This window comes from Pseudomonas sp. LBUM1662 (genome assembly GCF_059695915.1).
This window is the reverse complement of record NZ_CP166793.1, coordinates 247,473-269,435: the sequence shown is the minus strand read 5'-3', so window position 1 is coordinate 269,435 and position 21,963 is coordinate 247,473. Positions and strand designations below refer to the sequence as shown.

General features: G+C 60.3%; 18 protein-coding genes. 13 read left to right on the top strand and 5 right to left on the bottom strand.

Annotated elements, in window-relative coordinates; all coding sequences use genetic code 11:
• Window positions 1-59 precede the first annotated feature (59 nt).
• Window positions 60-320: a hypothetical protein gene (locus ACA049_RS01175; protein WP_497332491.1), complete on the top strand. Its 261-nt coding sequence runs from the start codon at window positions 60-62 to the stop codon at window positions 318-320.
• Window positions 321-338: 18 nt separating this feature from the next.
• On the opposite strand, the gene betT is transcribed toward ACA049_RS01175, so the two are convergent.
• Window positions 339-2,294: a choline transporter BetT gene (gene betT / locus ACA049_RS01170; protein ID WP_461959415.1), complete on the bottom strand. Its 1,956-nt coding sequence runs from the start codon at window positions 2,292-2,294 to the stop codon at window positions 339-341.
• 397 nt (window positions 2,295-2,691) lie between these two features.
• On the bottom strand, window positions 2,692-3,618 hold the full coding sequence (gene epsC / locus ACA049_RS01165; RefSeq protein ID WP_219093212.1) for a serine O-acetyltransferase EpsC: 927 nt from the start codon (window positions 3,616-3,618) through the stop codon (window positions 2,692-2,694).
• Between the two features lie 190 nt (window positions 3,619-3,808).
• On the opposite strand from epsC, the gene ACA049_RS01160 reads away from it, so the two are divergent.
• The 12 genes from ACA049_RS01160 (at window position 3,809) to ACA049_RS01105 (ending at window position 16,453) form a co-directional block, all read left to right on the top strand.
• On the top strand, window positions 3,809-4,801 hold the full coding sequence (locus ACA049_RS01160; RefSeq protein ID WP_497332489.1) for a D-cysteine desulfhydrase: 993 nt from the start codon (window positions 3,809-3,811) through the stop codon (window positions 4,799-4,801).
• Between the two features lie 290 nt (window positions 4,802-5,091).
• Window positions 5,092-5,892 carry a cystine ABC transporter substrate-binding protein gene (gene tcyJ / locus ACA049_RS01155; RefSeq protein ID WP_497332487.1) on the top strand — a complete coding sequence of 267 codons (801 nt, stop codon included), beginning with the start codon at window positions 5,092-5,094 and terminating at the stop codon, window positions 5,890-5,892.
• On the top strand, window positions 5,892-6,557 hold the full coding sequence (gene tcyL, locus ACA049_RS01150; RefSeq protein WP_497332485.1) for a cystine ABC transporter permease: 666 nt from the start codon (window positions 5,892-5,894) through the stop codon (window positions 6,555-6,557). Before tcyJ ends, tcyL begins: the two co-directional genes overlap by 1 nt.
• Before the next feature lie 4 nt (window positions 6,558-6,561).
• On the top strand, window positions 6,562-7,317 hold the full coding sequence (tcyN, locus tag ACA049_RS01145) for an L-cystine ABC transporter ATP-binding protein TcyN (protein ID WP_497332483.1): 756 nt from the start codon (window positions 6,562-6,564) through the stop codon (window positions 7,315-7,317).
• A 488-nt stretch (window positions 7,318-7,805) separates the two neighbouring features.
• The gene (locus ACA049_RS01140; RefSeq protein WP_497332481.1) at window positions 7,806-8,570 is read left to right on the top strand and encodes a hypothetical protein; all 765 of its coding nucleotides are present in this window, start codon (window positions 7,806-7,808) and stop codon (window positions 8,568-8,570) included.
• A 377-nt stretch (window positions 8,571-8,947) separates the two neighbouring features.
• Window positions 8,948-10,189: an SfnB family sulfur acquisition oxidoreductase gene (locus ACA049_RS01135; protein ID WP_497332479.1), complete on the top strand. Its 1,242-nt coding sequence runs from the start codon at window positions 8,948-8,950 to the stop codon at window positions 10,187-10,189.
• A 38-nt stretch (window positions 10,190-10,227) separates the two neighbouring features.
• Window positions 10,228-11,421: an SfnB family sulfur acquisition oxidoreductase gene (locus ACA049_RS01130; RefSeq protein ID WP_497332477.1), complete on the top strand. Its 1,194-nt coding sequence runs from the start codon at window positions 10,228-10,230 to the stop codon at window positions 11,419-11,421.
• Window positions 11,422-12,774: an LLM class flavin-dependent oxidoreductase gene (locus tag ACA049_RS01125; RefSeq protein ID WP_497332475.1), complete on the top strand. Its 1,353-nt coding sequence runs from the start codon at window positions 11,422-11,424 to the stop codon at window positions 12,772-12,774.
• 144 nt (window positions 12,775-12,918) lie between these two features.
• Window positions 12,919-13,728, top strand: a complete 810-nt coding sequence (locus tag ACA049_RS01120) for a MetQ/NlpA family ABC transporter substrate-binding protein (RefSeq protein ID WP_497332473.1) — start codon at window positions 12,919-12,921, stop codon at window positions 13,726-13,728.
• Window positions 13,729-13,730: 2 nt separating this feature from the next.
• Window positions 13,731-14,852 (top strand): methionine ABC transporter ATP-binding protein, encoded by a 1,122-nt coding sequence (locus tag ACA049_RS01115; protein WP_497332471.1) that lies wholly within the window; start codon window positions 13,731-13,733, stop codon window positions 14,850-14,852.
• Window positions 14,842-15,486 carry a methionine ABC transporter permease gene (locus ACA049_RS01110; protein ID WP_497332469.1) on the top strand — a complete coding sequence of 215 codons (645 nt, stop codon included), beginning with the start codon at window positions 14,842-14,844 and terminating at the stop codon, window positions 15,484-15,486. The genes ACA049_RS01115 and ACA049_RS01110 overlap by 11 nt, the downstream gene beginning before the upstream one ends.
• Before the next feature lie 340 nt (window positions 15,487-15,826).
• Window positions 15,827-16,453, top strand: coding sequence for a class I SAM-dependent methyltransferase (locus ACA049_RS01105; RefSeq protein WP_497332467.1), 627 nt, complete (start codon window positions 15,827-15,829; stop codon window positions 16,451-16,453).
• A 191-nt stretch (window positions 16,454-16,644) separates the two neighbouring features.
• On the opposite strand, the gene ACA049_RS01100 is transcribed toward ACA049_RS01105, so the two are convergent.
• The 3 genes from ACA049_RS01100 to ACA049_RS01090 are packed head-to-tail and all read right to left on the bottom strand — an operon-like array spanning window position 16,645 to window position 21,862.
• The gene (locus ACA049_RS01100) at window positions 16,645-19,698 is read right to left on the bottom strand and encodes an efflux RND transporter permease subunit (protein WP_497332465.1); all 3,054 of its coding nucleotides are present in this window, start codon (window positions 19,696-19,698) and stop codon (window positions 16,645-16,647) included.
• A complete protein-coding gene (locus tag ACA049_RS01095) occupies window positions 19,695-20,762 on the bottom strand; it encodes an efflux RND transporter periplasmic adaptor subunit (RefSeq protein WP_497332463.1) in 1,068 nt (355 codons plus the stop codon). Before ACA049_RS01095 ends, ACA049_RS01100 begins: the two co-directional genes overlap by 4 nt.
• Entirely contained in the window at window positions 20,759-21,862 is a 1,104-nt protein-coding gene (locus ACA049_RS01090; RefSeq protein ID WP_497332461.1) for an efflux RND transporter periplasmic adaptor subunit, read from the bottom strand. Before ACA049_RS01090 ends, ACA049_RS01095 begins: the two co-directional genes overlap by 4 nt.
• Window positions 21,863-21,963 lie beyond the last annotated feature (101 nt).

Below are 21,963 nucleotides of genomic sequence, written 5' to 3'. Positions count from 1 at the left end.
GCGAGGCTTGCCCGCGAAGACGGCCTCAAGGCAACACACCTCTGAAGGACGAAAACCACATGCACACCACAATCATCGTCACCTTCGGCCTGATCCTGCTGGCGCTGATGCTGTTCATCGGCGAGAAAATCGGCTTCAGCCGCCAGACCCTTGTCTACAGCTTCGTGGTGCTGTGGCTGGCCCTGACGCTGATCAACGGCGCGGTCGGCATAGTGCATGCCGGTCAGCCGTTGAGCACGGAACTGGTGGTCGGCAGCGCCGTGTTCGGTGTACCGGTGGCGGCGATGGTGCTGTTCATGGTCCTGAGCACTGAAACATGAGCAGCACCGCCCCGCCGATCAACGCACCAAGTGCAAGAACTGCAAATGCCGTTCGTACTGGTCAAGGATGTCGTTGATGATCTGCTCCTTGGTGTAACCCACCAGATCGTAGTCCTGACTGCCCTCGCTCAAATGCACTTCAGCCCGGTAATAACGACGGTTGTTGAGTTCCTTGGAACCCATGCCGCCACGGGCAAACGATGGCGTGAAGTAGCCACGCATCTGCACCTGATAGATAAACGGATGCTCCTCGCCGTGACCGATTTCCAGGCTGACGTTGTCGTTGGCCGGGTCCGGTTGGGTGACCACGTTCAAACCCTTCTCGACGAACACCGCGCTCACCTCTTCAATCGCCGGACGCACCGTCGTATCAAGGAAGCGGTACACCTCATCGCGAGACGGGAAATGCACAGCCTGAGTCAAACGTTGACGCCAGCCACCACGCCTTGACCCGGACACCGGCGCCAGGGAATGCAACTGCGCGATCTGCTTCTGCGACTCCAGATAGAACGCCTTGTGCAGCCCCCACATCATCAGCAGCAAAATCAACGAGAACGGCAACGACGTCAGCACCACCGCAGACTTCAGCGCGTCGATGCTGCCGGAGAACAGCAGCGCACTGGTCACCAGCGCGGTCATCGCGCCCCAGAACACCCGCAGCCATTTCGGCCCGTCTTCGTCCGGATTACCGCCCTTGGCAGACAGCGTCGACAGCACCACGGTGCCGGAGTCGGCAGACGTCACGAAGAACACGAAGCTGATGAACACCGTCACCGCGATGACGGTTTTGCTCCACGGGTAGGTTTCCAGCAGCAGGTAGAGGGTCATCGACGGGTTGTCGATGGCCGACATACCGAGCGCAGTCATGCCGTGGTTGAGGACTTGGTCGATGGCGCTGTTGCCGAAGATCGACATCCACGCCAGGGTGAAACCAAGCGGAATCAGCAACACGCCGAAGACGAATTCGCGGATGGTCCGGCCACGGGAAATCCGCGCGATGAACAGGCCCACGAACGGCGACCACGCAATCCACCAGGCCCAATAGAACACCGTCCAGCCGCCCAGCCAGTCGCTGGGTTTGTCATAGGCATAGAGATCGAAACTCTTCATCGGCAACGCGCCGAGGTAATCGCCGATGTTCTGGATCAGTGTATTAAGCAAGTGCTGAGTAGGGCCGGCAAACAACACGAACAGCAGAAGCGCACAGGCCAGCAGCATGTTGATGTCGGACATTACCCGCACGCCCTTGTCGACCCCGGACACGGCCACGATGATCGCCGCGCCCATCATCAACGTGATCAGGCCGACCTGAATCCACTGGGTGTGAGCGATGCCGAACAGGTAGTCCAGGCCCGAGTTGAGGTGTAACACACCAAAGCCCATGTCGGCGCCGAGGCCGAACACGGTGGCGATGATGCCGAAGCCGTCCACCGCGTAACCGATCGGGCCGTTGATGCGTTTGCCAATCAGCGGATAGAGCGCCGAGCGCAGGGCCAGCGGCAGGTTGTGGCGGTAGGCGAAGTAGGCCAGCGCCATGCCGACAAAGGCAAACACACCCCAGCCGTGCAGACCCCAGTGCAGAAACAGAATCTGCATCGCCTGACGCGCCGCATCCGCCGTACCGGCCTCGCCTTGCGGCGGTTGCGCCAAATGGGTCAGCGGTTCGGACACGCAAAAGAAGAACAGCGTGATGCTGATCCCGGCGGCGAACAGCATGCCGGCCCAGGACAGGTAACTGAATTCGGGCTCGTCGTGGTCGGCACCGAGCTTGATCTTGCCGTAGCCGGACAAGGCGGTGACCACCACGAAGACCAGATACAGCGTCATAGCGAGCATGTAGTACCAGCCGACCGTGTTGGCCGCCCAGTTTTGCGCTTCCAGCAGCCAGGCGCCGGCCTGTTCAGGCATGGCGATGACGACAATGCCGAACAGCAGAATGAACGTCGCCGCGAAGTAAAACACCGGCGGATTCATGCGGACCTGGCCGCTTGGAGGGAGGGACGATGCACTCATGGAAGGTGCACCTCGAAGGGGTGAAACAGGGCAATCAGTAACAGACTCGGCAAGGCAAGCCTCCTGTTGTGAACGGGCAGCAAACCGGCGGTTTAACTTGAATGAGCGTTCAAGTTAAACATGAATAGGCTGCTAAGGACTAATCGCAAGGCTCGGCGGTACGTTCTGTACGCTAGCTCAAGGATGGGTATGACGGGGGATTTGGAGGATTTTGCAGGAGCTGTTGTAGGAGCTGTCGAGTGAAACGAGGCTGCGATCTTTTGATCTTGATCCTTTTAAAAGCAAGATCAAAAGATCGCAGCCTCGTTTCACTCGACAGCTCCTACACAGCTTCTACAGGCAGCAAAAAGTCGAGGATTTACTTCTGCGTCCCATCATCATGCTGCAAATTCGCCTGCGTCAGGTTGCAACCCGGCGGCACGCTGCGGGTCAGCCAGACATTGCCGCCAATGGTCGAACCCTTGCCAATAGTGATCCGCCCCAAAATCGTCGCCCCGGCATAGATCACCACATCATCCTCAACTATCGGGTGCCGCGGATGACCCTTCTGCAACTGCCCGTCCTCATCCGACGGGAAACGCTTGGCGCCCAGGGTCACGGCCTGATAAATCCGCACGCGCTCACCAATGATCGCCGTCTCGCCGATGACTACACCCGTCCCGTGATCGATGAAGAAGCTACGACCGATCTGTGCGCCCGGATGGATGTCGATGCCGGTGGCCGAGTGGGCGATTTCCGCGCTGATCCGCGCCAGCAGCGGCAACCCGGCGCGATACAAATGGTGAGCCAGACGATGGTGAATCACCGCCAGAATCCCCGGATAGCACAGCAGCACTTCATCGACGCTGCGCGCCGCCGGGTCGCCGTGATAGGCCGCCAGCACATCGGTGTCCAGCAGACTGCGCAGCCCCGGCAACGCGAGGGCAAAATCCTGAATGATCGCAATGGTCTTGGCTTCGACTTCGGTGTCGGCCTCGGCACTGTGGCGAGCGGCGTAACGCAGTTCGAGTCGCGCCTGCGCCAGCAGCGCATTCAACGCGACATCCAGCGTGTGGCCGACATAGAAGTCTTCGCTCTCCTCACGCAAATCCACTGGCCCCAGACGCATCGGAAACAGGGCACCGCACAGCGCTTCAAGAATCTCCGCCATGGCGGCCCGGGAAGGCAACTCGCGACCGCCCTGCTCGCCGCTGGCACGGCCGTTTTGCGCACGCCACTGGTCGCGTGCCGTACGCAGTTGGCTGACGATGGTCTGCAATTGCCAATGGCTGGAACGCTCGCTCACGGTAAAAACTCCTCACGGGCGGCCGGACTGTCTGGCCGCGCTATCGGCGATTACTTTACGGCAAGGTCCGGAAGCCGAATTAAGAACCAATAGTGCTGTGTTCAACACTTTTGGATATATACGATTGACGGTTGCCCACGCATATAGGCGTGCCTATAGTCCTGACATCTCCCTTGGCCAGTACGGACCCATGATCAAACAACAGCTTGCCCGCTTTAACCGCCTCGACCTCCTCGGCCACCCTACTGCTCTGGAAAAACTCGAACGCCTGTCGACCTGGCTCGGTCGCGACCTGTACGTCAAACGCGATGACCTGACACCGCTGGCCATGGGCGGCAACAAGCTGCGCAAACTTGAATACCTGGCGGCCGATGCCCTGGCCCAGGGCGCCGACACATTGATTACCGCTGGCGCGCTTCAGTCCAACCACGTACGCCAGACCGCCGCCATTGCCGCCAAACTTGGCTTGAGCTGCGTCGCGCTGCTGGAAAACCCGTTGGGCACTGACGACACCAACTATCTCGGCAACGGCAATCGACTGCTGCTGGACCTGTTCGATGCCAAGGTCGAGCTGGTGGAAAACCTCGACAACGCCGATGAGCAATTGCAGGCCCTGGCCGATCGTCTGCGCAATAACGGCAAGAAGCCGTATCTGGTGCCGATTGGCGGCTCCAACGCGCTGGGCGCTTTGGGTTATGTGCGCGCTGGTCTGGAACTGGCGGAACAGATCAAGGATACCGGCCTGGAATTCGCCGCCGTGGTGCTGGCTTCGGGCAGCGCCGGGACTCACAGCGGCCTGGCACTGGCACTGAGTGAAGCACTCCCGGATTTGCCAGTGATTGGCGTCACAGTTTCCCGTAGCGATGAGGATCAGCGGCCGAAAGTCCAGGGCCTGGCCGAGCGCACTGCCGAGTTGCTGGGCGTGAGCCTGCCGGCGAGTTTCAAGGTTGAGCTGTGGGACGAATATTTCGGCCCGCGTTATGGCGAGCCGAATGCCGGGACGCTGGCGGCGGTGAAGCTGGTGGCAAGTCAGGAAGGGTTGTTGCTGGATCCGGTGTATACCGGCAAGGCCATGGCCGGATTGCTCGATGGCATCGGTCGTCAGCGCTTCAACGACGGCCCGATCATCTTCCTGCACACGGGTGGGGCGCCGGCGTTGTTTGCCTATAAAGACTTCCTGTAGTGATCGTTCCCACGCTCTGCGTGGGATCTGCGTCCCATTGGAACGCGGAGCGTCCCTTGAGGCATTCCCACGCAGAGCGTGGGAACGATCTCGCTGAGATATTCGATTAAAGAATAACAAACTCAATATTTATTATTTTCCTATCTAAAAGCGCCATCATATAGTCACGCCGCAGGCGAATTTGCAGCGAGACGCATACGCTGCTTTAGGGCAGGATATTGCAGTCGTCCAAATCCCGATTTTGCCAACATTCCTAAAAGCGTCTTCATAAGAAAACACAGGGGCTTGTCATGAATTTTTCCGCACTACGTCGAAATCTGCTGGTCGGTTCGCTAGGCCTGGCACTGAGCGCGGGTCTGCTGGGGCAAGCGGTTGCCGGTGAGCAGCTGCAAAAAATCAAGGACGCAGGCGTGATCAACGTCGGTCTGGAAGGCACTTACCCACCGTTCAGCTACGTCGACGCCGACGGCAAACTGGCCGGTTTCGAAGTCGAATTCTCCGAAGCCCTGGCCAAAGAACTGGGCGTGAAGGTCAAACTGCAACCGACCAAATGGGACGGCATCCTCGCAGCGCTGGAATCCAAGCGTCTGGACGCGGTAATCAACCAGGTGACCATCTCCGAAGAGCGCAAGAAGAAGTATGACTTCTCCGAGCCGTACACCGTTTCCGGGATTCAGGCGCTGGTGCTGAAGAGTAAGGAAGCCGCGCTTAACATCAAGACAGCCGCTGACTTGTCCGGCAAAAAAGTCGGCGTAGGCCTGGGTACCAACTACGAACAGTGGGTGAAAGCCAATGTGCCGGGTGCCGACGTACGCACCTACGACGATGATCCGACCAAGTTCGCTGACCTGAACAATGGCCGAACCGATGTCATCCTGATCGACCGTCTGGCTGCGCTTGAATACGCCAAGAAAGCACCGAAAACCGTGGCTGCCGGCGAAGCGTTCTCCCGTCAGGAAGCCGGTATTGCCCTGCGCAAAGGCGAGCCTGAGCTGTTGGCAGCTGTAAACAAGGCCATCGACAAGCTGCGCGCCGATGGCACGCTGAAAAAGCTTTCGGAAAAATACTTCAGCGCTGACGTCACTCAATAATGGAAGAAGCTTTCCAACTCGCACTGGATTCCGCGCCCTTTCTGCTGAAGGGCGCGTACTACACGGTCATCTTGAGCCTGGGCGGGATGTTCTTTGGCCTGGTGATGGGCTTTGGCCTGGCGTTGATGCGCCTGTCGCGCTTCAAAACGGTGAGCTGGATCGCCCGCATCTACGTGTCGTTCTTTCGCGGCACGCCGTTGCTGGTGCAACTGTTCGTGATCTATTACGGCTTGCCGCAATTGGGCATGGAACTCGATCCGCTGCCGGCGGCCCTGATCGGCTTCTCGCTGAACATGGCCGCCTACGCCTGTGAAATCCTGCGTTCCGCAATCAGCTCCATCGAGCGCGGTCAGTGGGAAGCTGCCGCCAGCATCGGCATGACCCGTGCGCAGACCCTGCGCCGGGCCATCATCCCGCAAGCGATGCGCACCGCATTGCCGCCGCTGGGCAACAGTTTCATCTCGCTGGTCAAGGACACCGCGCTGGCTGCCACCATCCAGGTGCCGGAGCTGTTCCGCCAGGCGCAGCTGATCACGGCTCGCACCTTCGAAGTGTTCACCATGTACCTTGCCGCCGCGCTGATCTACTGGATTCTGGCCACGGTGCTCTCGCACCTGCAGAACAAGTTGGAAGAGCGGGTCAATCGGCACGACCAGGAGTCCTGACCCAATGATTGTCGTGGAAAAACTGACAAAGCAGTTCAAGGGTCAAGTCGTGCTCAACGGCATCGATCTGCAAGTGAAGGAAGGTGAGGTCGTCGCGATCATCGGGCCTAGCGGTTCGGGTAAAACCACGTTCTTGCGGTGCCTGAATTTTCTGGAAGAACCCACCAGCGGCCGGATCAAGGTCGGTGACATCGAGATCGATGGCAGCCGTCCGTTGAACCAGCAGCAGAGCCTGGTGCGACGCTTGCGCCAGCACGTCGGTTTCGTGTTCCAGAACTTCAACCTTTTCCCTCATCGCACCGCCCTGGAAAACGTCATCGAAGGCCCGATCATCGTCAAGAAGATCCCGCACGCCGACGCCGTTGCCCTGGGTAAAAAGCTCTTGGCCAGGGTTGGCCTGGCGGGCAAGGAAGACGCTTACCCGCGACGCCTTTCCGGTGGTCAGCAACAGCGTGTGGCGATTGCCCGCGCGCTGGCGATGGAACCGGAAGTGATTCTGTTCGACGAACCCACTTCAGCGCTCGACCCAGAGCTGGTGGGTGAGGTGCTGGCGACCATCCGCAGCCTGGCCGAGGAGAATCGCACCATGGTCATCGTCACTCACGAAATGGGCTTTGCCCGGGACGTGGCCAACCGCGTGGTGTTTTTCGACAAGGGTGTGATCGTCGAGCAAGGCGAAGCCAAGGCGCTGTTTGCCAACCCGAAAGAAGAGCGCACGAAACAGTTCCTCAGCAAGTTCCTGAATAACGCCAACCACTAATACCGCTTCATTATTTGTTAACTTCCACGGATGGAAGTGACAACTATCCCCGCCACTAATTCTCTCAACACCTCGTCACCAACCCTCGAACAATAGATAAGTTTCTCCCCCTGCGTGCGGTACATATATATGTCCTGCAACAGATTTAACTCGCCTACAATTCGCATAATCAAGCGCCCTCACCGAGCACGCGGCAGCCGCCACCCACGCCTTAAAATCAATAAATACGCGGCAAAATTCGACAGAGCGGTGCAGCTTATTAACTTTAAAGCGTAGGATTTTTCTGAATAACACTGGATACCATACTTAACTAGCCAGCTCTATTGACACCTATTCAAGCGCACTCTTATCTAGTCGCCAACAGGCGCCGATCATCGTTCCCAATCATTATTTAAACTTGCAAATAGTGAACAACTTTGTTGCTCGGTAATACACGCCTTTCGATCTTTCAGAAACGGACTTCGCTGCAAGGCTTCAAGGAGAAACCCATGACAAGCACCTCGAATAAATCCGGACTTGCGGCCCCTACCCTGGCGCAATCCCACAAGACCGGCATCAATGTCACGTCGGCGGCCCATCTGCTGATCGACGTGGCGCCCTACCCCGGCATGGACGAAGGCGACCTGATCGAACTGTTCTGGGACAACTGCTACGTCGCCTCCCGCGTTCTCAAGGCCGATGAGGTCGGCGAAGCCGTCAGCCTGCGGGTGCCGCAAAGCTTCATCGCCAATGGCTCCTCAAGCATTCACTACCGCGTCATGCAGGTCGGACAAGGACCGGCGCTGTCGCTCGCCACGCGGGTACAGATCAAGCTCGATTGCCCGGGCGGCCAGCCGCTCACGCTGTGCGGTCACGAGAACGAGCACCTGGCACCGCTGGGCATTCCCGAAACCATTCGCCGTCAGGGGGTCAATCCGAACCAGATCAAGCGCGGCGTGCCGTTGACCATCGAGCCTTACCTCAACATGGCCGTCGACGATGAAATCACCCTGCGCTGGGGGGATGTGCGCATGGACCTGCCGCGCCTCAAGGCAGACGAGGTCGGCCAGCCAATTCAGGTCTGGGTGCCGCCGGCGATCATCCTTGAAGCCGGCGAAGACCTTCGGCTGGAAGTGACTTACTGCATCCTCGACCGAGTGGGCAACAACTCCGGCTGGGCACCGCCGCGCAGGCTCAAGATCGGTTGCGCCAATCCATATCTGAAAGTGCCGTTCAAAGAGGAATTGAAAGCCGCCGAACCCCGCAAGAAGTGAAAACACCACCGTCCCTGTAGGAGCGAGGCTTGCCCGCGAAGGCGGTGTGTCAGTCAACCTCAATGGTGCCTGACACACCGCCTTCGCGGGCAAGCCTCGCTCCTACAGGGGTTCGCCAGCGGGCTACGAGCGCAACTGTTGCTGCATAAACAACTGTTGCGCCACGAACAGACGCCCTTCTATGCATATTCCCAAAAGTTAGTTTATTAATTATTTACACGCGTTTAGGGTATATAGACCGGACCACCGGACATTCTTGTTTTTATTTCGCCGCAACCATCGCGGCGACCCATGAGATGTGAGGTAGGTATGGTCCGGAACACAATCACCCCAGTGCAGATCGCCAGGGCATTGCGTGCAGCCAAGGAGCGGCACTGATGTCCAGTCTGGCAGATGCAATCGTTCAGAGTGATCTGGACATCGCCCCGTTGTTGTTGCCCGCGCAGGTCTTGCGCAACGACGCACAAGCCATCAAGGCCGCCCATGAGCTGGCGCAAGTCGCCCGCCTGCAAGCCGCCAAACGTGACCGGCAGCGCAAGTTGCCGTGGTCGGAAATCGAACAGTTCACCCGCAGCGGATTAGGCAGCATTGCCATCCCGCGCGAGTACGGTGGCCCGCAGGTTTCGTTCGTCACCCTCGCCGAAGTCTTCGCGATCATTTCCGCGGCGGACCCGGCACTCGGACAGATCCCGCAGAACCAGTTCGGCATCCTCAATCTGGTGCTCGGCAGCGCCACGGAATCGCAGAAAAAACAGCTGTTCAAAAGCGTGCTCGAAGGCTGGCGCATCGGCAATGCCGGGCCGGAACGCGGCACCAAAAACACCCTCGAACTCAAGGCACGGATCACCGCTGACGGGGACGGTTTTGTCATCAGTGGCCAGAAGTTTTACTCCACCGGCGCCCTGTTCGCCCACTGGGTGGCGGTCAAGGCGCTGAACGACGAAGGCAGGCAAGTGCTGGCCTTCGTCCGTCGCGGCACACCAGGCCTGCGCATTGTTGATGACTGGTCGGGCTTCGGTCAGCGCACCACCGCCAGCGGCACCATTTTGCTCAACAACGTGCGGGTCGACGCCGAGCTGGTGGTGGACAACTGGAAGATCAACGACAGCCCGAATATCCAGGGCGCCGTGTCGCAGCTGATCCAAGCCGCCATCGACGCCGGCATCGCTCGCGGTGCCATCGATGACGCCATCGAGTTCGTGAAAACCCGCGCCCGGCCATGGATCGACGCCAAAGTCGAACGGGCCAGCGACGATCTCTACGTCATCGCCGACATCGGCAAGTTGAAAATCGAACTGCACGCCGCCGAAGCGCTGCTGCGCAAGGCCGGGCAAGTGCTCGATCAAGTCAACGCCGCGCCACTCACTGCCGAGTCCGCCGCGCGCGCTTCAATCGCCGTGGCCGAAGCCAAAGTGCTGACCACCGAGATCTCCCTGCTCGCCAGCGAAAAGCTCTTCGAACTGGCCGGCAGCCGCGCGACCCTCGCCGAATTCAACCTCGACCGTCACTGGCGCAACGCCCGCGTGCACACGCTGCACGACCCCGTTCGCTGGAAATACCACGCCGTCGGGACTTATCACCTGAACGGCACGCTGCCCGCTCGCCACTCCTGGATCTAACGACCAGAACACTTTTGACCAGATCTCTGGAGAAACACATGACTCTTTCTCACCACGTCGCGGTCATAACCAGCGATGAGCAAGCCCTGATCGTCGCCAGTGACCTGGCCGAAGATTTCAAGCGTGACAGCGCCCTGCGCGACCGCGAACGTCGCCTGCCGCACCCGGAGCTGGAAGTGTTTTCCCGCTCGGGCCTCTGGGGCATCAGCGTGCCAAAAGAATACGGCGGTGCGGGAGTTTCCAACGTTACCCTGGCCAAAGTGATCGCCTTGATTTCCCAGGCGGACGGCTCGCTCGGACAGATCCCGCAGAACCATTTCTACGCCCTCGAAGTGCTGCGCGTGAACGGCAGCGAAGAGCAGAAAAAACGCCTGTACGCCGAAGTGCTCGCTGGCCAGCGCTTCGGCAATGCCTTGGCGGAACTGGGCACCAAAACCGCCCATGACCGCGTTACCAGCCTGACTCGCGACGGTGACGGTTATCGCATCAACGGTCGCAAGTTCTACGCGACCGGCGCGATCTATGCGCAACGCATTCCGACCTCCGTCGTGGATGAAAACGGCGTGCAGCAACTGGCGTTCGTCCCCCACAACAGCAAAGGCCTGACCGTCATCGACGACTGGAGCGGTTTCGGCCAGCGCACCACCGGCAGCGGTTCGGTGGTGTTCGAAGACGTCTACGTCGCCGCCGAAGACGTGATCCCGTTTCAAAGTGCGTTCGAGCGTCCGACCCCTGTTGGCCCGCTGGCGCAGATTCTTCACGCCGCCATCGACACCGGCATTGCCCGCGCCGCTTATGAAGATGCGCTGCACTTCGTGCGCACCAAGACCCGTCCATGGATCGACGCCACCCACGAAAAAGCCACTGACGACCCGCTGACCATCAAGAGCTTCGGCCACTTGAGCATTCGCCTGCACGCTGCCGAAGCGTTGCTGGAACGCTCCGGCGAATTCCTCGACAAGGCCCAGGCCGACACCAACGCCGAGACCGTCGCTGCTGCCTCGATTGCCGTCGCCGAAGCCCGCGCCATCAGCACCGAAATCTCCCTCGCCGCCGGCACGACGCTATTTGAACTGGCCGGCAGCCAGGCAACGCTGATCGAACACGGCCTTGATCGCCACTGGCGCAACGCCCGGGTGCACACGCTGCATGACCCGGTGCGCTGGAAGTATCACGCCGTCGGCAATTACTACCTCAACGATGAAAACCCGCCACTGCGGGGGACCATCTAAATGAGCAAGAAAAAAATTCTGCTCAACGCGTTCAACATGAACTGCATCGGGCACATCAACCACGGGCTGTGGACGCATCCACGGGACACCTCCACCCAATACAAAACCATCGAATACTGGACCGAACTGGCGCAGTTGCTGGAGCGCGGGTTGTTCGACGGTCTGTTCATCGCGGACATCGTCGGGGTCTACGACGTCTATCAGAACTCCATCGACGTGCCGCTGAAAGAGTCGATTCAGCTACCGGTCAACGATCCGCTGCTGCTGGTGTCGGCCATGGCGGCGGTGACCAAAAACCTCGGCTTCGGCCTCACCGCCAACCTGACTTACGAGCCGCCGTACCTGTTCGCCCGGCGCATGTCGACGCTCGATCACCTGAGCCGTGGCCGGGTCGGCTGGAACATTGTCACCGGCTACCTCGACAGCGCCGCCAAAGCCATGGGCTTGAGCGAGCAGGTGGAACACGACCGTCGTTACGACCAGGCCGATGAGTACCTGGAAGTGCTCTACAAACTCTGGGAAGGCAGCTGGGAAAACGGCGCGGTACTGAATGACCCGCAGCAACGGGTCTACGCGCAACCGGAGAAAGTGCACAAGGTCGAGCACAAGGGCGAGTTCTATCAGGTCGAGGGTTATCACCTCTGCGAACCGTCGCCGCAGCGCACGCCAGTGCTGTTCCAGGCCGGCAGTTCCGATCGCGGCTTGCTGTTCGCTGGGCGTCATGCCGAGTGCGTGTTCATCAGCGGGCAGAACAAACCGTCGACCAAGGTTCAGGTGGACAAGGTTCGCACCAGCGCGGTTGAAGCCGGGCGTAAGCCCGAGGACATCAAGGTGTTCATGGGCTTGAACGTGATTGTCGGCGCCACTGAAGAGCTGGCCTGGGCCAAGCACGCCGAGTACCTCAGTTACGCCAGCGCTGAAGCCGGCGTGGCGCATTTCTCGGCGTCGACCGGGATCGATTTCTCCGAATACGAGATCGACGAACCGATCCAGTACGTGAAGAGCAACGCGATCCAGTCGGCCACGAAGAACCTGCAAAACAACGACTGGACCCGACGCAAATTGCTTGAGCAACACGCCCTCGGTGGTCGCTACATCACGGTGGTCGGTTCGCCTGAGCAAGTGGCGGACGAACTGGAATCGTGGATCGCCGAGACCGGGCTGGATGGCTTCAACCTGACGCGGATTGTCACGCCGGAAAGCTATGTGGATTTCATTGAGCTGGTGATTCCGGAGTTGCAGCGGCGTGGGTCGTACAAGACGGCTTATGACACTGGCAGCCTGCGGGAAAAACTGTTTCACGGCGAGGCGCATTTGCCGGAGCAACACACGGGCTCGGCGTTCCGCCGCTAAAAGCTTCGCGGGCAAGCCTCGCTCCTACAGGTATCGAGTCGTTCACAAATGTCCGGCACGACGCTGAACCTGTAGGAGCGAGGCTTGCCCGCGAAGAGGCCCGCCCAAACACCCAAAATTTATGCACTGACTGGAAAACCCATCATGAAAAAGACCTACCTCTCCCACCCAGTCAAAGCACTGGCCCTGGCCCTCGGCCTCTTCAGCTCCATCACCTTCGCCGCCGACGCGCCGTTGAAAGTCGGCACCACCGCCGCCTTCGCCATCCCGCTGGAAGCCGCCGTCGAGGAGGCCAAAAAACAAGGCCTGCAAGTCGACCTGGTGGAGTTCAGCGACTGGATCGCCCCCAACGTCAGCCTCGCGGCCGGCGACATCGACGTGAATTATTTCCAGCACGTCCCGTTCCTGGAAAACGCCAAGGCCGCCGCCGGTTTTGACCTGGTGCCGTTCGCGCCAGGGATCATCAACAACGTCGGCCTCTACTCGAAGAAATACAAAAGCTTTGACGAGTTGCCGCAAGGCGCCAGCGTCGCCATCGCCAACGACCCGATCAACAGCGGTCGCGGCCTGCAACTGTTGGCCAAGGCCGGTTTGATCACCCTCAAGCCGGGTGTCGGCTACAAGGCCACCGAAGAAGACATCATCGCCAACCCGAAAAAAATCAAAATCCTCCAGGTTGAAGCCGTGCAACTGGTGCGCGCCTACGACGACGCCGATCTGGTTCAGGGTTACCCGGCCTACATTCGTCTGTCGAAGACCTTCGATGCCGGTTCTGCGTTGCTGTTTGACGGCCTCGATCACAAGGAATACGTGATCCAGTTCGTGATCCAGCCGAAAAGCAAAACCGACCCGCGGCTGATCAAATTCGTCGACATCTACCAGCATTCTCCGGCTGTTCGCGCCGCGCTGGACAAGGCTCACGGCAAGCTCTATCAAGCCGGCTGGGAAAGCTGAGGATGACGGCCGCGATCCAACGGCGACTGGATATTCCAGAGCCACATAAAGCCGAACAAAAGGAATTGCACCCGGAGCTCAACCGCGCCCACGTGCGCTTCATCGGCTTGGGCAAAACCTACACCGGCCAGCAAGGTCCGGTGGCGGCGCTGCACGGCATCGACCTGGCGATCCAGCGCGGTGAAGTGTTCGGCATCATCGGTCGCAGTGGCGCCGGCAAGTCGTCGCTGATCCGCACCATCAATCGTCTGGAGCAACCAAGCACCGGGCGGGTACTGATCGACCAAGTGGACATCGGCGAGTTCGATGAAGACCGCCTGGTGGCGCTGCGCCGACGGATCGGCATGATCTTCCAGCACTTCAACCTGATGTCGGCCAAGACCGTTTGGCAGAACGTCGAGTTGCCGCTGAAAGTGGCCGGTATGCCGAAGGAAAAACGCGAACAGAAAGTTCGCGAACTGCTGGAACTGGTGGGCCTGCAAGGCAAGCACAAGGCCTATCCGGCGCAGTTGTCGGGTGGGCAGAAACAACGCGTCGGCATCGCCCGCGCGTTGGTGCACGATCCGGAAATTTTGCTGTGCGACGAAGCCACGTCGGCGCTGGACCCTGAGACCACGCAATCGATTCTCGGCCTGCTGCGCGAGATCAATCAGCGCCTGGGGTTGACCATTGTGCTGATCACCCACGAGATGGCGGTGATCCGCGATATCTGTGATCGGGTCGTGGTGCTGGAACACGGGCGCATCGTCGAGCAAGGGCCCGTGTGGGAAGTGTTCGGCAACCCGCAGCATGAGGTCAGCAAGACCTTGCTCGCGCCGCTGCAACACGCTCTGCCGGATGAACTGCAAAGCCGCTTGCGCCCGCAACCACAGTCCTCGGACGCGGCGCTGGTGCTGCGTTTGCAATTCACCGGCAGCGCCACGGACGAACCGGATCTGGCGGCACTGTTCAGCGCCCTCGGTGGCCGCGTGCGTTTGTTGCAAGGTGGCGTGGAAAGGATTCAGGGCCATGCGCTGGGGCAATTGCTGCTGGCGGTGACCGGCTCGTCCCTCGGCGCTGAAGAATTGCGCCAGCGTGCCGGCAACTGGGCGCAACAGGCGGAGGTGCTGGGTTATGTGGTTTGATCGCTTGCTGCAAGGTTTCATCGACACGTTTTTGATGGTCGGCGTGTCGTCGCTGATTGCGCTGTTGGCGGGCATTCCGCTGGCGGTGATTCTGGTCACCAGTTCCAAGGGCGGCATCTACGAAGCACCGGGGCTGAACCGGGCGCTGGGCGCGTTCGTGAACCTGTTCCGCTCGATTCCGTTTCTGATTCTGATGGTCGCGCTGATTCCGTTTACCCGGTTGATCGTCGGCACCACGTACGGTGTCTGGGCCGCCGTGGTGCCGCTGACGATTGCGGCCACGCCGTTCTTTGCGCGCATTGCCGAAGTCAGTTTGCGCGAGGTGGATCACGGCTTGATCGAAGCCGCGCAAGCGATGGGTTGCCGGCGCTGGCACATCGTCTGGCACGTGCTGTTGCCTGAGGCGCTGCCGGGGATCGTCGGCGGTTTCACCATCACGCTGGTGACCATGATCAATTCGTCGGCCATGGCCGGGGCGATTGGTGCGGGCGGGTTGGGCGATATCGCCTATCGATACGGGTATCAGCGCTTTGATAGCCAGATCATGCTGACGGTGATTGTGTTGCTGGTGGTGTTGGTGGCGGCGATTCAACTCGGCGGGGATCGGTTGGCGCGGGGGCTCAACAAACGTTAATCGAAAGGGCAGCCGCTAGTGCAGAAAATGGTGGCTGTGCGTGGAGCACTCTCGGGTGCACCGGTTTTCCTATTGACCGGCCTACTACCTGCACACAGCTGCCACCCACCGCTGAGTAGGCGGAGATTGCCAAAGCCATGGTTGATCGATACTGCCTGGGCTGAGGCTTCGGTCGTCAGTGAAATCGCCTTCGCGGGCAAGCCTCGCTCCTACAGGATTACGCGTCTGTCGAAACAACTCGGTCAACTGTAGGAGCGAGGCTTGCCCGCGAATGGCTGCGAAGCAGCCCCAAGTCTGATGGCGTATATTCGGCAAATCCCCATTGCCTGCGCAGCCAACCATGAAACAAACCCCCACAGACCTCGAGCAGATCACCGCCACCACCCTCGGCCACTACAACTCGGTGGCCGAAGGTTTTCGCGAGGGGACTCGCGATCATGATGTCAGCCAGAACATCGACGCCCTGCTGCGGCATATCCAGGGCGAAGCGCCGTTCGATATTCTCGATTTTGGCTGTGGGCCGGGCCGTGATTTGCAGACGTTCACGCGCATGGGCCACACGGCTGTCGGGCTGGACGGGTCGCAGAAGTTTGCGCAGATGGCGCGCGAGGACAGTGGTTGTGAGGTCTGGCAGCAGGACTTTCTGAAGCTGGATCTGCCGAGTGAACGCTTTGACGGGATTTTTGCCAATGCAGTGCTGTTTCATATCCCGCGCCAGGAATTGCCTCGGGTGTTGAAGGAGTTGCGCGCAGCGTTGAAGCCGGGTGGCGTGTTGTTCAGTTCCAACCCCCGGGGCGAGAATCAGGAAGGGTGGAACGGGCCGCGGTATGGGGCATATCACGATCTTGAGACGTGGCAGCAATTGCTGATTGAGGCGGGGTTTGTGGAGCTGGAGCATTATTACCGGCCGGCGGGGCTGCCTCGGGAGCAGCAGCCTTGGTTGGCGAGTGTTTGGCGTAAGGTATGAAAACTTAAGACCTGCAGTGTCTGTACTGGCGTATTCGCGAGCAAGCCCGCTCCCACATTTGATCGCGTCCGTCTGGACAACTCGGTCAACTGTGGGAGCGGGCTTGCTCGCGAAGGCGTTGGATCAGCCAACATAGAGGTTGAATATTAAGCCGCTTTCGCGAGCAAGCCCGCTCCCACAGGGTTTGTGCCTTACTGCACCTCTTTCTGCGGCTCGCGAATTTTGTACCAGGCGACATAAAGCGCCGGCAAAAACAGCAACGTCAGCAACGTCGCAATAATGATCCCGCCAATCATCGCGTACGCCATCGGCCCCCAGAACACTTCCCGGGCGATCGGAATCATCCCGAGACTGGCCGCCGCAGCGGTCAGCAGAATTGGCCGGCGACGATGCTCCGTGGCCTGCGCCACCGCATCCCACGGTGCAAGGCCCTCTTTCTCCAGGGCATCGATCTGCGTCACCAGAATCACCGAGTTGCGGATGATGATGCCGATCAGCGCCAGAATCCCCAGGATCGCCACAAAGCCCATCGGCGTGCCCGTCGGGATCAGCGCCAGCACCACGCCAATCAAGCCGAGTGGCGCGACACTCGCCACCAGGAACAGCTTCTGCACGCTGTGCAACTGGATCATCAGGAAAGTCGCCATGAGGAACAGCATCAACGGCACCACCTTGGCGATCGGCCCCTGGGCCTTGCCGCTTTCCTCCACCGTGCCGCCCGTGGCGACCGAGTAACCCACCGGCAAACTGGCGGCGAATTTGTCGATGTCAGGTTTGAGCTGCTTCACCAGGTCGGTCGGCTGAATCTCGTCGCGCACCGCTGCCTTGATCGTGATCGTCGGCTTGCGGTCACGGCGCCAGACCAGCGGTTGCTCAAGTTCATAGCGCACCGTGGCGAAGGCCAGCAGCGGAATGGACGTGCCGCCCGGGGTGACGATCTGCAAGTTCTGCAGGGTTTCCGGCGTGCCGCGTTCCGCGTCCACCGCGCGACCCACGACGTTGATCAGGTAGATGTCGTCATCCACCTGCGTGACTTGCGAGCCGACCACGATGCTGTTCATCAGGTTGGCCACGTCTTCCGACGACAACCCCAGTTGCCGCGCCTTGTCCTGAGCGATCTCGATGCGCAGGACTTTGCCCGGTTCGTTCCAGTCGTAAATGATCTCGCCGATGTGCGAGTTCTTGTCCAGCTCGGTGGCCAGGGCGATCGCGTGTTTGCGCACCTGATCGATGTCCTTGCCGCTGACCCGGTACTGTATCGGGCGACCCACCGGCGGGCCCATTTCCAGCGCCTGGACGTAGCTGCCGATACCGACGAAATCTTTGCGCAGCCGCTCGCGCAAGCGCTGGCTGAGGGCGTTACGCGACTCCAGGCCTTTGCTGACGATCACCAGTTGCGCGTAGTAAGGGTTCTGCAATTGCTGATCGAGGGGCAGGTAGAAACGGATCGCACCTTCGCCGATGTAGGTGCTCCAGCGCACGATGTCCGGGTCGTCCTTAAGCGTCGCTTCGAGCTTGTCCACCGCCTTGCGGGTTTCGGCGATCGAGGCGTTTTGCGGCAGGTTCAGGTCGACGAGGATTTCCGGGCGGTCCGAGGACGGGAAGAACTGGTTCTGCACGAACTGCATGGAAAACACCGACGCCACGAACAGCGCAATCGTGATGCCGATGGCCCACCAGCGATTGCGCATCGACCAGAGCATGCCGTAGTTGAATGCACGGCCGATGCGACCCGGCTCGGCGGCATGGGGTTTGACGTTGGCGCTGAGGATGTGCACGCCGATCACCGGGGCAAACAACACGGCAACAACCCACGACACCAGCATGGCCACGGCGATCACCGCAAACAGGGTGAAGGTGTACTCACCGGCCGAGCTGGCGTTCAAACCGATGGGCACGAAACCGGCGACCGTCACCAGCGTACCGGTGAGCATGGGGAATGCCGTGGAGGTGTAGGCAAACGTCGCCGCCTGCTCCTTGGTCTCGCCCATTTCCAGGCGCGTGACCATCATCTCGACCGTGATCATTGCATCGTCCACCAACAGGCCGAGGGCGATGATCAACGCGCCGAGGGAAATCCGCTGCATGGTGATGCCGCTGTATTCCATGAAGATGAAGACCATCGCCAGCACCAGCGGGATCGAGCACGCCACCACCAGCCCGGCGCGCACACCGAGGCTGACGAAGCTGACGATCAGCACGATGACCACGGCTTCGAACAAGGCACTGGTGAAGCCGCCGACGGCTTTTTCCACCACTTCAGCCTGATCGGAAACCGTGTGCACACCGACGCCCACCGGCAAGTCGGCGGTCAGGTCGGTCATGCGCTGGTGCAACGCCTTGCCGAACTCCTGGATGTTGCCGCCCTTCTTCATGGCGATGGCGAGGCCGATGCCCGTGCGGCCGTTGAAACGGAATTCCGGGGTCGCCGGGTCAACGTAGCCACGGCTGATCTCGGCGATGTCGGCCAGTCGGTAGAAGCGATCATTGAGCCGCAGGTTGACGTTGGCCAGGTCTTTCTCGGAGGCGAACTGCCCCGAGGTGCGCACCGAGATGCGCTCCGGACCGGCTTCGATCACACCGGCCGGGGTCACCGCGTTCTGGGTTTGCAGGCTCTGCACCACCTGGCGCTGATCGATGCCCAGCGCCGCCAGTTTACGGGTGGAGAAATTCAGGTAGAGGACTTCGTCCTGCTCCCCGACCATCTCGACCTTGCCCAGCCCCGGCACTTCACGAATTTCCGCGCGGACCTGCTCCACGTAATCGCGCAACTGGCGCATCGACAAGCCGTCGGCGGTAAAGGCGTAGACCGAACCGAACACGTCACCGAATTCGTCGTTGAACCCCGGGCCCTGAAGCCCTTGAGGGAAATCGCCGCGGATGTCGTTGATCTTCTTGCGCACCTGGTACCAGATTTCCGGGATGTCCTTGGCACTGGTGGTGTCGCGCAGGTTGACGAACACCGTCGATTCGCCGGGCCGGGTGTAGCTTTTCACGTAGTCGAGGGAGTCGAGTTCCTCGAGTTTTTTCTCGATGCGGTCAGTGACCTGCTTGAGGGTTTCTTCCTGGGTCGCGCCAGGCCAGCGGGTCTGGATGACCATGGTTTTGATGGTGAACGACGGGTCTTCCTCGCGGCCCAGGTTCATGTACGAGAACACGCCCATCAGCAGCGCGACGAACATCAAATACCAGACAAACGACTGATGCTTGAGGGCCCATTCGGATAAGTTGAAACTCCCTTTCATTGTGGGCTGTCCTCGTCGATTTTCACTTTCTGCCCGGGCTTCAGGCTGTTCACACCGGCGCTGACCACCCGCTCACCGGACTTCACGCCACTGGCCAGGATCATCGTGGAATCCGTGCGGCTGACCAGGCTGACGTCTCGTGGGGCAACGGTCTGGGTCTGCGTGTCGATGACCCAGATGCGGGTTTTGCCATCGACCTCCTGAAGCGCGCTCAACGGCAATTCGATGCGCGGCTTGATGGCGGAACTGAGGGTGACGCTGATCGCGGTGCCCAGGCGAAAACCGGGCGGTGTGTCTGTCAGGGTCAAACGGGCTCGTCGGGTACGGGTCGCACTCTGCGCCTGGGGTTCGATTTCACGAACGACGGCCGTGGTGGTGATGCTCGGGTCCAGTTGCGCAGCGACCTGAAACACGACATCGGTTGGCAGTTGGTCGACCAGGGTGTCCGGCAGGTCGATCACCGCTTCCTTGATGTCCGGTTGCGCCAGGGTCACCACTTGCTGGCCGGCCGTGACGACTTGCCCGGCCTCGGCATTCCACAAGGTGACCACGGCTTTGTGGTCGGAACGCAGTTCGACGTAGTTGAGCTGGTCCTTGGCCTGATCGACCGCCGCCTTCGCTTGATCGAGGGAGGCCTGGGTGGTCTTGAGGTCAGTCTGTGCGGAGTCGAGTTGCGCCTGGGCACCTACGCCACGATCGAACAACGCCTGCTGACGCCGGGCGTTGGCCTGGGCGTTGATGAATTGCGCCTGGATGCTGGCCAGATTGCCTTGAGCGGAGCGCAACTGGTTCTGCTGATCGGTGGGGTCCAGGGTGGCGAGCAGCGCACCCTTTTCCACTTCGGCACCGACATCGACATTGCGGCTGGCGATGCGCCCCGGCACGCGGAACCCGACGTTGCTTTCATAACGTGCCTGGATGCTGCCGGCGAAGCGGCCGAGATTTTCCTCGTCCAGCGACTGGACCTTGACCGACAGCACCGGGCGTACCGGCTCCGGTGGTGCTTCTTTTTCCGAGCAGGCCGCCAGCATCATCGCCGTGCACACCAATAACAGACGCTTCATGGCTGGGCTTCCACAGCGAGATCCTTGTAGGTGTTTTCGGCAATTTCGACTTTCACGCCGGGGTGCAGCAACTGGCCGCCGGCGATGACGACTTTTTCGCCACCCTGCAGACCGGCGCTGATGATCACTTTGCCGGTCAGGTAGCGACCGACCGTAACGGTGTGCAGCTGCGCCTTGCCCTCGCCATCCACCAGCCATACCGCCGGATCGCTGAGGTTTTTGGTCAGCGCCGACCACGGCAATTCCACGGCGGACTTGCCCGGCGTCTTGGCCGTAGCGCTCACCACCGAGCCCAATTGCATGCCTTCGGGCAGGCCGTTGAGGGTGACTTTGACTTGCACGGTGCCGGTCTGCGCGGACACGGCCGGGGTGATTTCCCGCACGGTGCCGGTGGTTTTGATCGCCGGGTTGTCGAGCAGGCTGACCACGATGGTTTTATCTTCCGGCGCCTCGGCCAGCAGCGATTCGTAGACGTTGAACACGGCATCACGCTCACCGTCGCGGGCCAGGCTGAAAATCGGCACCGTCGCCTGCACCACTTGGCCGACCTCGGCCTGACGCGCCGTAATCACCCCCGGCGCATCGGCAATCAGCGCGGTGTAGCTGAGTTGTTCGCGAGCGTTGGCGAATTGCGCCTGGGCAGCGGCTAACGCGCTTTGACTGCTGCGCAAGGAGGCTTGGGCAGAATCGTATTCGCTTTGGCTGGTGTAGCCCTTGGGCAGGAGTTTTTGCTGGCGGACGAACGCGGCGGCGGTCTGTTTGACCCGGGCCTGCTCGGCGACAACCTGGGCCTGCGCCGAGTCGACGTTGGTCTGCAAGTCCTTGGGATCGAGTTTGGCCAGCACTTGCTTGGCCGAGACGCGGTCACCGACATCGACCATGCGCTGAATGATCTTGCCGCCTACGCGGAACGACAATTCGGTCTGGACCCGGGCCTGAACATCGCCAGTGAGCGTCACCGACGCGGCGTAATCCGCGGGTTTGACCTCTTGGACGAAGACCCGGGGACGGTCCTTTTCGACCTGGGGTTTATCGCCACAGGCACTCAGCAGTGCAAGGAGGCTCAGGCCAACCACTGTTTTCAATCCGGGACCAGCCATGCAGACTCCTTTGCGTTGTACGGACGTGCCAATGGCGATACGACTGTGAGCTTAGAACAGGGTTCCGCGGGTGCATCCGGCGTCGACAAATATAGCGATCA